A 14609-nucleotide genomic window follows, 5' to 3' on the forward strand; every position below is an offset into this window, starting at 1 on the left:
GACCTGCGCTTGTGAAGGCCGGTTTGCACCGTGGTAACGATCGACGCCCTCGCGCGAAACACCCGGTTCCTACCTTCGGAGCAATCCGACGAGAGGAGCCGAGTTGACCGCGAGAGCCAAGGCCGGCGGCGGCCGCTGGATCGAGGGCTGGGACCCCGAGGACGAGCGGTTCTGGGAATCGACCGGCAAGCACGTGGCGCGGCGGAACCTGATCTTCTCGATCCTCTCGGAGCACATCGGCTTCTCCGTCTGGAGCATCTGGTCGGTGCTGGTGCTGTTCATGTCGCCGGACATCGGACTGCCGTTCACCGCGGCCGAGAAGTTCCTGCTGGTGATCACCCCAAACCTGGTGGGGGCCGTGCTGCGGCTGCCCTACGCCGCCGCGGTCACCCGCTTCGGCGGCCGCAACTGGACGGTCTTCAGCTCCGCCGTGCTGCTGGTGCCGACCGCGCTGGCGTTCCACTTCGTGCAGCAGCCGGGCACGCCACTGTGGACGTTCATGCTGATCGGCGCCGCGGCCGGGGTCGGCGGCGGCAACTTCGCCTCGTCGATGACGAACATCACGACCTTCTACCCGCAGCGCCACCAGGGCTGGGCGCTGGGGCTCAACGCGGGCGGCGGCAACCTCGGCGTGGCGGCGATCCAGGTCGTCGGCCTGCTGGTGATCGCCACCGCAGGCAACGCTCACCCGTCCTACGTCGCGGCGATCTACCTGCCGCTGATCGTGGTGGCCGCCCTGTGCGCGGCGCTGTTCATGGACAACGTGGACGCGGTGCGGGCCCGCCCCGGCGCATTGCGCGAGGCCGCCGCGAACAAGCACACGTGGTGGGTCTCGTTCCTCTACATCGGAACGTTCGGCTCGTTCATCGGCTACAGCTTCGCCTTCGGCCTGGTGCTGCAGACCGAGTTCGGCTTCACCCCGCTGCAGGCCGCGAGCTGGACCTTCCTCGGCCCGCTGATGGGCTCGGTGTCCCGGCCGTTCGGCGGCTGGCTGTCCGACCGGCTGGGCGGGGCCCGGGTCACCCTCGGGGCCTTCGCCGGCATGACGGCGGGCACCGGAGTCCTGCTGTTCGCGTCGTCGCAGGGCTCCTTCGCGCTCTACCTCGCGGCGTTCATCGCGCTGTTCGTGCTGACCGGCATCGGCAACGGCTCGACGTACAAGATGATCCCCGCGATCTTCGCCAAGGAGGCCGAGGACGACGTGACCGATGGCGGCGAGGCCATCGCGGCTTTCGCCTGGGCCCGGCGGATGTCCGGCGCGGTGATCGGCATCGCCGGTGCCATCGGCGCGCTCGGCGGCGTGGGCATCAACCTCGCCTTCCGGGCTTCCTACGGCGGTGCGGCCGCCAGCGGCGACGCCGCCCTGACGACGTTCCTCGGCTACTACGTGGTTTGCGGGCTCGTCACCTGGGTCGTGTACCTGCGCGGGGCGCTCAAGAGCACGCCCACGTCGCGGCCGGCGCAGGAGCCGTCGAAAGCCGAGGTCGGTCGTGCCTGACATCCGGACCGTTGCCACCCACTGCCCCTATTGCGCCCTGCAGTGCGGCACCCGGCTGACGCGGGAGCGGCGCGGCGTGTCGGTGCGGCCGACGGACTTCCCGGTGAATCGGGGCGGGTTGTGCCAGAAGGGCTGGACCGCGCCTGCCCTGCTGGACGTCCCGGACCGGCTGCGGAACCCGCTGGTGCGCCGCGGCGGCGAGCTCGTGGCGGTCGACTGGGACACCGCGCTGGGCACCGTCGCCGCCGGCATCGACCGGGTCCGGCGCGAGCACGGCCCGGACGCGGTCGGGGTGTTCGGCGGCGGTGGGCTGACCAACGAGAAGGCCTACCTGCTCGGCAAGTTCGCGCGGCTGGCGCTGGGCACCAGCCAGATCGACTACAACGGCCGGTTCTGCATGTCCTCGGCCGCGGCCGCCGGCAACGCCGCCTTCGGCGTCGACCGGGGGCTGCCGTTCCCGGTCACCGACCTCGGCGGCGCGGACGTGGTGCTGCTGGCCGGGGCGAACCCGGCCGAGACCATGCCGCCGCTGATACAGCACCTGAGCGCCGCGCAGCTCGTGGCCATCGATCCCCGGCGCACGGCGACCGCCGAGCGCGCCGCGCTGCACCTGCGGCCCGCCCCGGGCACCGACCTGGCGCTGGTGCTCGGGCTGTTGCACATCGCCGTCGTCGACGGCTGGTCCGACACCGCCTACATCCGCTCCCGGACAACGGGTTTCGACGCGGCTTGGCAGCGGGCGACGACCTGGTGGCCGGAGCGCGTCGAGCGGGTCACCGGGGTTCCGGTGACGGCGCAGCGGCAGGCGGTGCGGATGCTCGCCGAGGCCAGAAGCGCTTACGTGCTCACCGGTCGCGGGGCCGAGCAGCACAGCAAGGGCGTGGACACCGTGTCCGGGTTCATCAACCTCGCCCTCGCGCTCGGCCTGCCGGGACGACCTGGTCGCGGCTACGGCTGCCTCACCGGTCAGGGCAACGGTCAGGGCGGGCGCGAGCACGGTCAGAAGGCCGACCAGCTGCCCGGGTACCGGATGATCACCGATCCCGCCGCGCGGGCGCACGTGGCCGGGGTCTGGGGCGTGCCGCCCGAGGTGCTGCCCGGTCCGGGCCGCAGCGCCTACGAGCTGCTCGACGCGGCGGGCCGCGCCGACGGCCCCCGGGCACTGCTGGTCTTCGGCTCCAACCCGGCGGTTTCGGCGCCCAACGCCGGTCACGTCGTCGAGCGGCTGTCCGCTTTGGACCTGCTGGTGGTGGCCGACTTCGTGCCCTCGGAGACCGCGGAGCTGGCCGACGTGGTGCTGCCGGTGACGCAGTGGGCCGAGGAGGAGGGCACCATGACCAACCTCGAAGGCCGCGTGCTGCGGCGCCGCCGGTTGCAGGTGCCGCCCGGCCACGCCCGCAGCGATCTCGAAGTGCTGCACGGCCTGGCGGTCCGGCTCGGCGAGCCCGGCCACCGCTACCCCACTTCGCCCCGGGAGGTCTTCGACGAGCTGCGCCGCGCGTCGGCCGGTGGCAAGGCCGACTACAGCGGCATCACCTACGACCGCCTCGATTCCGGCGAGGCCCTGCACTGGCCCTGTCCCGACTCGCAACATCCCGGCACGCCGCGGCTCTTCCTCGACGGCTTCGCGCATCCGGACGGCCTGGCCCGGTTCGAGGCCGTGGAGCACCGCGCTCCGGCCGAGACGCCGGAGGAGGCGTTCCCGCTGACCGCGACCACCGGCCGGGTGCTGGCGCAGTACCAGTCCGGGGCGCAGACACGGCGGGTGGCCGAGCTCAACGAGGCGTCCGCCGAGGCGTTCGTGGAGATCCACCCGGACACCGCCGACCGCGCCGGCCTCGCCGAGGGCGCCCTCGCCCGGGTCACGTCGCCGCGCGGCAGCGCGCTGGCGCGCGTGCGGATCGTCGCCACGATGCGCACCGACACCGTGTTCCTGCCGTTCCACTTCCCCGGCCCCGGGCGCGCGAACCTGCTCACCGGCGACGCGCTGGACCCGCGAAGCCGGATGCCGGAGTTCAAGGTCAGCGCCGTGCGGATCGAGCCCGCCGAGGAGGTGGCCGCCCGATGAACCGCATCGTCGTCGTCGGCAACGGGCCCGCCGCGCACCGGCTGGTCGAGCGGCTGCGCTCACACGGCCACGCGGGCCGGATCACGGTGCTGGGCCGCGAGGAACACCCCGCCTACAACAGGGTTCTGCTCGGCGCAGTCCTGGACCGGACGCTGACGCCCGCCACCCTGGCACTGCCCATCGTGGACGCCGAGGTGCATCTGCGGGTCACCGCCACCGAGATCGACCGCAGCCGACGGGTGGTGCGCACCGACACCGGCGACGAGCACCCGTACGACGTGCTCGTGCTGGCCACCGGCTCCCGGCCCCGGTTGCCCGAGATCCCCGGGCTGTGCGGCGAACGCCTCCAGGCGCTGCGCACGCTCGCCGACTGCGCGCGGATCGGCTCCGCCGCGGGACCGGTCGCGGTGCTCGGCGGCGGGATCCTCGGCGTCGAGGCGGCGCGGGCGCTGCTGGCGCGCGGGCACGAGGTGACGCTGGTGCACCCGAATCCGCACCTGATGGACCGGCAGCTCGACGACGTCGGCGGGCGCCTGCTCGCCGAGCGGCTGGGCAAGCTCGGCGTCGAGCTCCGGCTCGGCCGCCGGGCGGTCGCCTACCGGCGCGGGCAGCTCGTCCTGGACAGCAGCGACGTCGTGCCGGCCGGCCTCGTCGTGGCGTGCACCGGAGTCACCGCGGAGACCAGGCTGGCGGTGCGGGCCGGATTGCCGGTGCGGCGCGGGATCGTCGTCGACGACCGGCTGCGCACCAGCGATGCGCGCATCCACGCCATCGGCGACTGCGCCGAGCACGAAGGCGAGGCGTCCGGCCTGATCGCCTCGGCCTGGGAGCAGGCCGACGCGCTGGCGGAGCTGCTCGCCGGCGGCGACACCCGCTACCGCGGGACCCGCACCGTCACCCGGCTCAAGGCGCGCGGCATCGACCTCGCCTCGATCGGCTCGGTCGACTGCCTCGAGAGCACGGACGCCGAGGTGGTGACGCTGTCGGACCCGGCCCGCGGCCGCTACGCGAAGCTCGCGCTGCGCGAGGAACGGATCGCCGGCGCGGTGCTTTTCGGCTTCCCGGAGGCGATCGCGGCGGTCAGCCAGCTGCACGACCGCGACCTGCCGGTGCCCACCGACCGCCTCGCGCTGCTGCTGGGCACGCCGGCCGCCGTGCCGGGCGCGCCCGCCGAGCTGCCCGACGACGCGGTGATCTGCCGCTGCAACAACGTGACCAAGAAGGCCCTGACCGCCGCCTGGCGGGGCGGCGCCCGCTCGGTCCCCGAGCTGGCCAGGGCAACGCGGGCGACCACCGGCTGCGGAGGCTGCGTCGACGACGTCGGCCGCCTCTGCGGCGCGCTGGCCGACCGCACCGAACACCAGGAGGAGGGCGCAGCATGACCCGCACGCTCGTCGTCGTCGGCCACGGCATGGTCGGCCACCGGCTCGTCGAAGCGCTCCGGGAGCGCGACGCGGACGGCACCTGGCGGATCGTCGTCCTCGGCGAGGAATCCCGGCCCGCCTACGACCGGGTGGCGCTGTCGTCCTACTTGGACGGCAAGAGCGCCGAGGACCTGAGCCTGGTCCGCCACGAGCTGCTCGGCGACCCGATGGTCGACCTGCGGCTGGGCACCGGCGCGACAGGCATCGACCGGGCAGCCCGCGTTGTGTCCACATCGGACGGTTCGCGGCTGCGCTACGACGCGCTGGTGCTGGCCACCGGCTCGCGGCCGTTCGTGCCGCCGGTGCCCGGCCACGACCTCGACGGCTGCTTCGTCTACCGCACCATCGAGGACCTCGACGCGATCCGCGCCGCCGCCACCGAGGGCGAGCCGGGCGTCGTCATCGGCGGCGGCCTGCTCGGCCTGGAGGCCGCGAACGCGCTGCGGCTGCTGGGCATGCGCGCGCACGTCGTCGAGATGGCGCCGCGGCTGATGCCGCTGCAGGTCGACGAGGGCGGCGGCCAGGTGCTCGGCCGGTTGGTCGGCGATCTCGGCCTGACGGTGCACTGCGGCGCCGCGACGAAGTCCATCGACGGCGACGGGCGCGTCCGCGGCGTCACGCTGGCCGACGAAACCGTGATCGACACCGAGGTCGTGGTGTTCTCCGCCGGTGTCCGGCCGCGCGACGAGCTCGCGGAGCTCGCCGGGCTGGCGCGCGCAGAGCGCGGCGGGTTCCTGGTCGATGCGAGCTGCCGCACCAGCGACGAGAACATCTGGGCCATCGGCGAATGCGCCGCGGTGGAAGGCCGCTGCTACGGCCTGGTGGCGCCCGGCTACAGCATGGCCGAGGGCGTCGCGGATCAGCTGCTCGCCCGCGGCGAGGGGACCTTCCCCGGCGCGGACCTGTCCACCAAGCTCAAGCTGCTCGGCGTCGACGTCGCCAGCTTCGGCGACGCCCACGCCCAGGCCGACGGCGCGCTGGAGGTCGTCTACGCCAACAACGCCGCGGGCACCTATGCCAAGCTCGTGCTCAGCGATGACGCGCGGATCCTGCTCGGCGGCGTGCTCGTCGGCGACGCGACCGCCTACTCGGTGCTGCGGCCGCTGATCGACCGCGAACTGCCCGCCCCGCCGGAACAGCTGCTGCTGCCCGCGGGTTCCGGCGTCGACGCGGGCGCGCTGCCCGCCGACGCGACGGTCTGCTCCTGCAACAACGTGTCCAAAGAGGACATCACGTCGGCGATCACCGGGCAGGGGCTCACCGACGTGCCCGGGATCAAGACCTGCACCAAGGCCGGTACCAGCTGCGGCTCGTGCGTGCCGATGCTGAAGAACCTGCTCGCCGAGTGCGGCGTGACCGCCTCCAAGGCGCTGTGCGAGCACTTCCCGCAATCCCGCGCGGAACTGTTCGAGATCGTCCGGGCCACCGGGATCGGCTCGTTCTCCGATCTGATCGGCAGGCACGGCAGCGGTCGCGGCTGCGACATCTGCAAGCCCGCCGTCGCCTCCATCCTGGCCAGCCTCGGCCACGGCCACATCCTCGACGGCGAGCAGGCCGGGCTGCAGGACACCAACGACCGGTTCCTGGCCAACATGCAGCGCAACGGCACCTACTCGGTGGTGCCCCGGGTGCCCGGCGGCGAGATCACGCCGGAGAAGCTGATCGTGCTCGGCGAGGTCGCCAGGGACTTCGGCCTCTACACCAAGATCACCGGCGGGCAGCGCATCGACCTGTTCGGCGCCAGGGTGGAGCAGCTGCCGCTGATCTGGCGGCGGCTGGTGGACGCCGGGTTCGAATCCGGTCACGCCTACGGCAAGGCCCTGCGCACCGTGAAGTCCTGCGTCGGCAACGACTGGTGCCGCTACGGCGTGCAGGACTCGGTGAGCATGGCCATCCGGCTGGAGCTGCGGTACCGCGGCCTGCGGGCGCCGCACAAGATCAAGGCCGGCGTCTCCGGCTGCGCCCGCGAATGCGCCGAGGCGCGCGGCAAGGACTTCGGCGTGATCGCCACCGACAAGGGCTGGAACCTCTACGTCGGCGGCAACGGCGGCTTCACCCCCCGGCACGCCGACCTGCTTGCCGCCGACCTCGACGACGAGCGGCTGATCAGGACCATCGACCGGTTCCTGATGTTCTACGTGCGCACCGCCGACCGGCTGCAGCGCACTTCGGCGTGGCTGGAGGCGCTCGACGGCGGCCTCGAACACCTGCGGGACGTGGTGGTCGAGGACTCCCTGGGCATCGCCGAGGAGCTCGAAGCCGCGATGCACCGCCACGTCGAGAACTACGCCGACGAGTGGGCCGGGGTGCTGGCCGATCCCGGCAAGCTCGCCCGCTTCGTGTCCTTCGTCAACGCCCCCGACGCGCCGGATCCGACGATCCGCTTCGTCCAGGAGCGCGGCCAGATCCGGCCCGGCCCGATCGCGCTCCCGATGCCCGCCGTCCCGAACCAGGAGGTGCTCACGTGAACTGGCAACAGATCTGCGAACTCGACCTGCTGCCGCCCGAGTTCGGGCTGCCCGCGCTGATCAGCGACCACGCGGTCGCGCTGTTCCGCACCCGCGACGACGAGCTGTTCGCCGTCGGCAACGTGGACCCGTTTTGCGGGGCCGGCGTGATGTGCCGCGGCATCGTCGGCGATCGCGACGGCGAACCCACGGTCGCCTCGCCGATGCTCAAGCAGGTCTTCTCGTTGCGGACCGGGCGGTGCCTGGACGACCCGGGCGCGCGGCTGCCGGTCTACCCGGTGCGGCGCCGGGCCGACGTGGTGGAGGTCGCCGTCCCTTGACCGACGAACTCGCTGGTTACACCGTCGCGGTGACCGCGGCACGACGGGCCGAAGAACTCGGTTCCCTGCTGGAGCGCCGCGGCGCGCGGGTCCTGCACGGCCCCGCGCTGCGGATCCTGCCGCTGGCCGACGACGCGGAGCTGCGCCGCGCGAGCCGGGACTGCGTCGCCGACCCGCCGGACGTGGTCGTGGCGACCACCGGCATCGGGTTCCGCGGCTGGATCGAGGCGGCCGACGGCTGGGGCATCGGCACCGAGCTGCTCGACGCGCTGCGCCCGGCGCAGCTGCTGGCTCGCGGGCCGAAGGCGCGCGGGGCGGTCCGTGCCGCCGGGCTGCCCGACCCGTGGTCGCCCGCCTCGGAATCGTCGGCGGAACTGCTGGAACACCTGCTCGACCAGCCGCTGGACGGGGTCCGGGTGGTGGTGCAGCTGCACGGCCAGCCGTTGCCCGACTTCGTCGAGGCGCTGAGCTGCGCGGGCGCGGAGGTCATCGAGGTCCCGGTGTACCGCTGGACCGCGCCCGCCGACATCACCGCGCTGGACAACCTGCTGGCCGCGGTGTGCGCGCGGGAGGTCGACGCGGTGACGTTCACCAGCGCGCCGGCGGCGGCGAGCCTGCTGTCGCTGGCCGCCGAGCGGCGCTGCCAGGACGAGCTGCTCGCCGCCCTGCGCGGACCGGTGCTGGTCGCCTGCGTCGGGCCGGTGACGCACGCCCCGCTGGCGGATCACGGCGTTCCCGCGGTGATCCCGCAGCGGTTCCGCATCGGCGCGCTGGTTCGTTCGCTGTGCGTCGCGCTGCCGGGCCGGGCGCCGACGCTGCCGGTCGGCGGCAGGCAACTGCAGGTGCGCGGGCACGCCGCCGTCGTCGACGGCGTCGTGAAACCGCTTTCACCGCAGGGGAAAACGCTGCTGCGCGCGCTCGCCGAACGGCCCGGCCGGGTGGTGTCGCGGCGCAGCCTGGCCGAGGCACTGAACGGCGCCGGGAACCCGGCGGACGAGCACGCCGTGGAGCAGGCCGTCGCGCGGCTGCGGGCCGCGCTGGGGGCGCCGGAGCTCGTGCAGACCGTGATCAAGCGCGGATACCGACTTCCGCTGGAACCGATGGGGAACGCATCGCGATGCGCCGATCCGCAACCCTGACTCCCCCGCTGCTGCTGGTCGCCCACGGCACCCGCGATCCCGCCGGGCCGCGGGTGGTCGAACGCCTCGCCGAAGCCGCAGCCGCCCGCCTGCGGGTGCCGGTGCACGTCGCGTACGTGGACGTCATCGGCCCCACCGTCGCGGATGCCCTGCGGGCGGCCGGCGACGGGCCGGTGGTCGCGCTGCCCGCCTTCCTCGCGGCCGGCTACCACGTGCGCACCGATCTGCCCGCGCAGATCGCCGCGACCGGGCGCGAGGACGTGGCGGTCTGCGCCCCGCTGGGCCCGGCGCCGGAGATCGTCGAGGCGATGCTGCGGCGGCTGGTCTCCGCCGGGTGGCGGCCCGGCGACCGGGTCGCGTTCGCGGCAGCCGGTTCATCGGACGAGCGGGCGCTGGCCGACGTGCGCGCCGCGGCGCGACTGCTCGGCCGCCGCGTCGGCCGGTGGCTCACGCCGAGCTACGTCGCCACCGCCTCGCCCGCGATCGCCGACGTGTGCGGTCCGGCCGACTTCGTCGCGCCATACCTGCTGGCCCCGGGGTCGTTCCACCGGCGGCTCGCGGAGCTGCCGGTGGCCGGCGTAGCCGAGCCGATCGGCACCCACCCTGGCGTGATCGAACTGATCGCCCGCCGCTACCGGTCGGCGGTGCACGATCGCGTTTTCCTCCGCCCGAACTCCCCACACCGGGATTCGTCCGCGCGGATCGGGGTACTTCAACGGGATCGACCGGCTTAAAAGGCGATCTGACGTCCGGCGCGGCCTGAACGGCGACGGCTCCGGAGGAGGGGGTGTCCCAACGATGGCCACCACGACAAGTTCGAGCACCTCGTCGACGAGCTCGGGCACCTCGCACCGCACTCGCAAGCAGCCCCCGACCAGGGCCGGCCGGGCGCAAGGCGGCACGGATATCACCCTGCCCTACGTCACCGCGGAGCTCCACACCACCAAGGTCCACCTGCCCGGGCTGCCCGGCCGCAAGGAACTTGCGTCCGCCGTCGACACCGTGCGTGGTCAGCTGCCATCCCGCGAACAGGCGCTGTTCTACGGCGGGCTCACCGCGGCGGCCGCGTTCAGCCTGATCGAATGGCCGGTGGCCGCGGCGATCGGCATCGGCAACGCGCTCATCCAGCGCAGCGTGCACAAGGAGATCAGCGAGGCCTGATCGCGAAGGATCTCCGATGCCGCTGGGTTGGCTCCTGTCGAAGGCCGCCGAGGTCGTCGCACCGGTGGCACGCGCGGCCCGCGCGGTGGCCGCCGCACCGGCCGATCGGCGGGTGTGGGTCGGCCGCAACCGCAGCCACCTCGAGATGCGCGGGGTGCACAAGCCCGGCACCGAGGCTGCGGCGCGCGACGTCGAGCAGCGGTTGCGCGAAGTCGACGGAGTGCGCGACGCCGAGGTGAACGGCGTGCTGGGCCGGGTCGTGGTCACGCACGATCCGGAGATCGTGAACATCGCGGCGCTCGCCCGCATGATCGCGGAAACCGAGGTTGAGCACGGCTTGGACGACGAGCCGATGTCGCCGCGCAGCGCGGCGCACCCGGGAAACGCCGAAGCCGTGCTCCGCGACGTGGGCGCCCTGCTCGCGGGCGTGGCCGGGCTCGGCTACTCCGCGGTCGGCGCGTTGCTGCCGGTGCGGGCCGTTTCCCCGCTGGTTCCGGCCGTGGTGTCGCTGGTGGACTCGGTGCCGTGGATGCGCGGAGGCTTGGAGCGCAAGCTCGGCCGCGCCCCGGTCGACACCACGCTGGCGCTGGGCGGCGCCATCACGCACGGCCTGGCTCGCCGCCCGCTGGGCGTGCTCACCGACATGTGCGGGAGGTTCTGCGCGTCCCGCGAGGCGATCGCGCGGAACCTGGCCTGGGAGCGTTGGGAGCAGGTCTCGCACCGCTGCGATCCGGTGGAGGTCACCGCCCGCCCGCTCCCGATCCCGGACGGGCCGGTGGAGCGGGTCGCGGGCGTCTCCGGCGGCATGGCGCTGGCCGGGTACGGCATCGTCCTCGCCGGGTCGCGCAACCCGCAGCGCGCCCTCGCGGCGCTGCTGGCCGGTGTGCCGCGTCCCTCGAAGGCCGGTCGCGAGGCCTTCGCCACCCACCTGACCACCGCGATCTCGGCGCGCGGCGGGCTCGTGCTGGAACCCGACGCTTTGCGCCGGCTGGACCGGGTCGACACCGTCGTGTTCGACGCGCCGGTCCTGCTCACCGGTCGCCGGGTCCTGGACGCCGTGATCCCGCTGGATCCCGAAGCCGATGCCGCGGAGCTGTTCGCCCGCGCCGGCGAACTCGTCGATCCCCGGGACCCGCTGACCGAGCGGGTTCGCGGCGAGTGGTCGACCGCGCCGCTCCCGGACGACGTCCCAGATGCCGCACGTGACGTCGTCGAGGCCGAATCCTCGCGCGGCGCAACGGTTCTGGCGCTGAACCGGGGCGCCACGATGGTCGCCCTGGTGAGCGTCTCCGACGAACTCGATCCGCTGGCCGAGGCGCTGGTGGAAGCCGCGCGCGCCAACGGATCGGCGGTGGTGGCCGGGATCGGCAGCCGGCTGGACCAGCGGTTGCCGCTGGATCGGCTCGTCGCCGGCGGCAACAACCTGGCCCGCTCGGTGCGGCGGCTGCAGACCGACGGTGCCGTCGTGGCCGTCGTGTCCGACCGCGCGCACTCCGCGCTGGCCGCCGCGGACGTCGGCATCGGACTGTCCACAATGGTCACCCAGCTGTGGGGCGCCGATGTGCTGTGCCCGAGGGCAGATGTGGCCCACATGCTGCTGGCCGCGACCGAAAGCGCTCGCCGCGCCAGCCGGCACGCCGCGGTGCTGTCAGTGGCCGGATCGTGCATCGCGGCGCTGTTCGCGGCGTTCGGCCCGGCGCTCGGCGCGCCCGCCCGGGCCTCGATGCCGGTGCACGCCGCGACGCTGGCCGCCTACGTCACCGGCACCTGGGCCGGGATGTCCGCGGCGAACCGCGCTCCCCCGGTCCCGCAGGAACGCACCCCGTGGCACGCGATGCCGCCGCCCGCGGTGCTGTCCGCGTTGTCCAGTTCCGAACGGGGGCTCAGCGAGTCGATCGCCGATTCCCGGCACCGGCCGCACGACGGCGACCGGGTCCCGCCGACCGTGGCCGGAGCCACCGTGGAAGGCCTGATCACCCCGATCACCCCGGTGCTCGGGGCGGGCGCGGTCATCTCGGCGGGCCTGGGATCGATCATCGACGCCGCGCTGATCGGCGGCGTGCTGCTGGCGAGCGCGCTGGTCGACGGCGTTCAGCGGGTCGCGACCGACCGCGAGCTGACGCGGCTGCTCGAAGCCGGCCAGATGCCCGCGCGGCGGCGGCGCGACGGGGTCGCGCAGCTGGTGCCCGCCGACCAGTTGGTGCCCGGCGACGTGATCGAGCTGCGGGCCGGCGACGGGGTGCCTGCGGACTGCCGGTTGCTGGCGGTCGAGGCCCTGGAGGTCGACGAGTCCAGCCTCACCGGCGAATCCCAGTTGGTCGCCAAGGAAATCGAGGCCACGACCGCGCCCGCGGTCGCCGACCGCGCGTGCATGCTCTACCAGGGCACGGCCATCGCCAGCGGCGCCGGCACCGGGATCGTCGTGGCCGTCGGCACGTCCACCGAGCTCGGGCGCACCGCGCAGGGCACCACGGCGGAGCACGACGGCGGCGTCGAGGCCAGGCTCGGCGAGCTGACCAAGCGGGTGCTGCCGATCTCGGTGGGCGCCGGCGTCGTGCTGTTCCTCGCCGATCTGGTGCGCGGCATCCCGCTGGGCCAGACCGTCGCGCGCTCGGTCGGCCTGGCGGTGGCGGCGGTCCCGGAGGGATTGCCGTTCGTCGCCACCCTCGCCGAGCTCGCCTCGGCGCGCCGCCTGTCCAAGCGCGGCGTCCTGGTGCGCAGTCCGGCGACGATCGAGGCCTTGGGCCGCGTCGACGCGCTGTGCTTCGACAAGACCGGCACCCTCACCCAGGGGCGGATCACGCTGCGCCAGGTGTCCGACGGCCGCACCGGCCAGTCCACTGAGGACCTCGACGACGGACACCGGGAGATCGTGGCCGCGGGCGTGCGGGCCACGCCCCGCCCGCACGACCAGCACCCGCTGCCGCACCTCACCGACCGGGCGGTGCTCGACGGCGCCCGCGCGGCGGGCGTCGCGGCGGATGGCGCTGTGCTGGCCGAGTTGCCGTTCGAGCCCTCGCGCGGCTTCCACGCGGTGCGAACCCGCGACCTGATGTCGGTGAAGGGGGCGCCCGAGGTCGTGCTCGACCGGTGCACCGGCTGGCGAGATCGCGGGGCGTTCGACGCCGAGGCCCGCGCCGACGTGGAAGCGGAGATCGAGCGCCTGGCGCTGCGCGGCTACCGGTTGCTGGCCGTGGCCGAGCGCGCCGTCCCGGCGGGCACCGATCTCACCGAGTCCGATGTGGACGGACTCGAGTTCGTCGGGCTGCTGGGCCTGGCCGATCCGGTGCACCCGACCGCCGCCGACGCGGTCGCGCAGCTGGGCGGAGCAGGCGTGGACGTGATCATGATCACCGGAGATCACCCCAGCACCGCCGAGGCCATCGCGGTCGAACTCGGCATGCTCGGCGACAAGCGGGTGCTCACCGGCGCGGAGCTCGATCAGCTCGACGACGAGCAGCTCGCGGGCGAGCTGCCGAAGGTCTCCGTGTTCGCCAGGGTCAGCCCGGCGCAGAAGGCGCGCATCGTGCGCCGGCTGCGGGCCGGCGGCCGGGTCGTGGCGATGACCGGCGACGGCGCGAACGACGTCCCGGCGATCAACCTGGCACAGGTGGGCATCGCGTTCGGGTCCCGCGCCACCCCGGCGGCCCGGCAGGCGGCCGACCTCGTCGTCTCCGACGACCGCATCGAGACGCTGACGGACGGCATCGTGGAGGGGCGCGCGATGTGGACCTCGGTGCGCGACGCGCTGTCGATCCTGCTCGGCGGCAACCTCGGCGAGATCGGCTACGCGCTGGGCACCGGCCTGGTCAGCGCCGGCGCCTCGCTCAACGCCCGGCAACTGCTGGTGGTCAACCTGCTCACCGACATCATGCCGGCGATCGCGATCGCGGTGCGCCCGCCACCGCACGCCACCCCGGAGAAGCTGCTCGCGGAAGGCCCGGAGGCCTCGCTCGGCTCGGCGCTGGCGCGCGACGTCTCCGCCCGCGCGGCCGCCACCGCCGGAGCTGCCGGGCTCGCCTGGATGCTGGCCAGGCCGCTGTCCACCGCGGCCCAGGCCCGCACCACCGGTCTGGTCGCGCTGGTCGCCGCGCAGCTGGCGCAGACGCTCGCGGTCCGCGGCCGCACGCCGCTGGTCCTCGTCGCCGGCGTGGGGTCGGCGCTGGTCCTCGTCGGGCTGGTGCAGGTCCCCGGTGTCAGCCAGTTCTTCGGCAGCAGCCCGCTCCTGCCGCACCACTGGCTCATCGCGCTCGGCACCTCGGTCGCGGCGACGCTGGCGGTGCTGCTGTGGCAGAAGTGGTCGCCGAACAGCGTCTGACCTGCACTGTTCTGTCTCGATTCACCTGCGCTTCACCTCCCGCGCAACGGCGGCTAACCCGGTTGGCGCACATTCGGTTCGTAACGACGCAGCAACGCGGGAGAAAGCAGACAGATGCCCCAGTTCCTCACCACCGTCCTGACCGGCGTGGCCATCGCACTCATCGAGACCCTGCTGATCCACCTGGTGAGGTCGGCCATCCGCACCGCCTGA

The 14609-nt window shown here is 73.8% G+C and carries 9 protein-coding genes; all 9 read left to right on the forward strand.

Features of this window, described 5'->3' with window-relative positions:
• Positions 1-103 precede the first annotated feature (103 nt).
• Positions 104-1498 carry a nitrate/nitrite transporter gene (locus BLW84_RS21225; protein ID WP_093267782.1) on the forward strand — a complete coding sequence of 465 codons (1395 nt, stop codon included), beginning with the start codon at positions 104-106 and terminating at the stop codon, positions 1496-1498.
• Positions 1491-3566 (forward strand): molybdopterin oxidoreductase family protein, encoded by a 2076-nt coding sequence (locus tag BLW84_RS21230; protein WP_093267783.1) that lies wholly within the window; start codon positions 1491-1493, stop codon positions 3564-3566. Before BLW84_RS21225 ends, BLW84_RS21230 begins: the two co-directional genes overlap by 8 nt.
• On the forward strand, positions 3563-4948 hold the full coding sequence (locus BLW84_RS21235) for an FAD-dependent oxidoreductase (protein WP_093267785.1): 1386 nt from the start codon (positions 3563-3565) through the stop codon (positions 4946-4948). The genes BLW84_RS21230 and BLW84_RS21235 overlap by 4 nt, the downstream gene beginning before the upstream one ends.
• A complete protein-coding gene (gene nirB / locus BLW84_RS21240; RefSeq protein ID WP_093267786.1) occupies positions 4945-7458 on the forward strand; it encodes a nitrite reductase large subunit NirB in 2514 nt (837 codons plus the stop codon). The genes BLW84_RS21235 and nirB overlap by 4 nt, the downstream gene beginning before the upstream one ends.
• On the forward strand, positions 7455-7778 hold the full coding sequence (gene nirD, locus BLW84_RS21245) for a nitrite reductase small subunit NirD (RefSeq protein WP_093267788.1): 324 nt from the start codon (positions 7455-7457) through the stop codon (positions 7776-7778). Before nirB ends, nirD begins: the two co-directional genes overlap by 4 nt.
• Positions 7775-8917 carry a uroporphyrinogen-III synthase gene (locus BLW84_RS21250; protein WP_093267789.1) on the forward strand — a complete coding sequence of 381 codons (1143 nt, stop codon included), beginning with the start codon at positions 7775-7777 and terminating at the stop codon, positions 8915-8917. Before nirD ends, BLW84_RS21250 begins: the two co-directional genes overlap by 4 nt.
• Positions 8896-9651: a sirohydrochlorin chelatase gene (locus BLW84_RS21255; protein WP_093267791.1), complete on the forward strand. Its 756-nt coding sequence runs from the start codon at positions 8896-8898 to the stop codon at positions 9649-9651. Before BLW84_RS21250 ends, BLW84_RS21255 begins: the two co-directional genes overlap by 22 nt.
• Positions 9652-9715: 64 nt before the next feature.
• Entirely contained in the window at positions 9716-10078 is a 363-nt protein-coding gene (locus BLW84_RS21260) for a hypothetical protein (RefSeq protein ID WP_245761285.1), read from the forward strand.
• A 16-nt stretch (positions 10079-10094) separates the two neighbouring features.
• Entirely contained in the window at positions 10095-14396 is a 4302-nt protein-coding gene (locus BLW84_RS21265; protein ID WP_093267792.1) for a cation-translocating P-type ATPase, read from the forward strand.
• The last annotated feature ends 213 nt before the right edge of the window (positions 14397-14609 follow it).

Origin of the sequence: Saccharopolyspora shandongensis (assembly GCF_900106995.1) — a bacterium.
Taxonomy (GTDB): Bacteria; Actinomycetota; Actinomycetes; order Mycobacteriales; family Pseudonocardiaceae; genus Saccharopolyspora; species Saccharopolyspora shandongensis.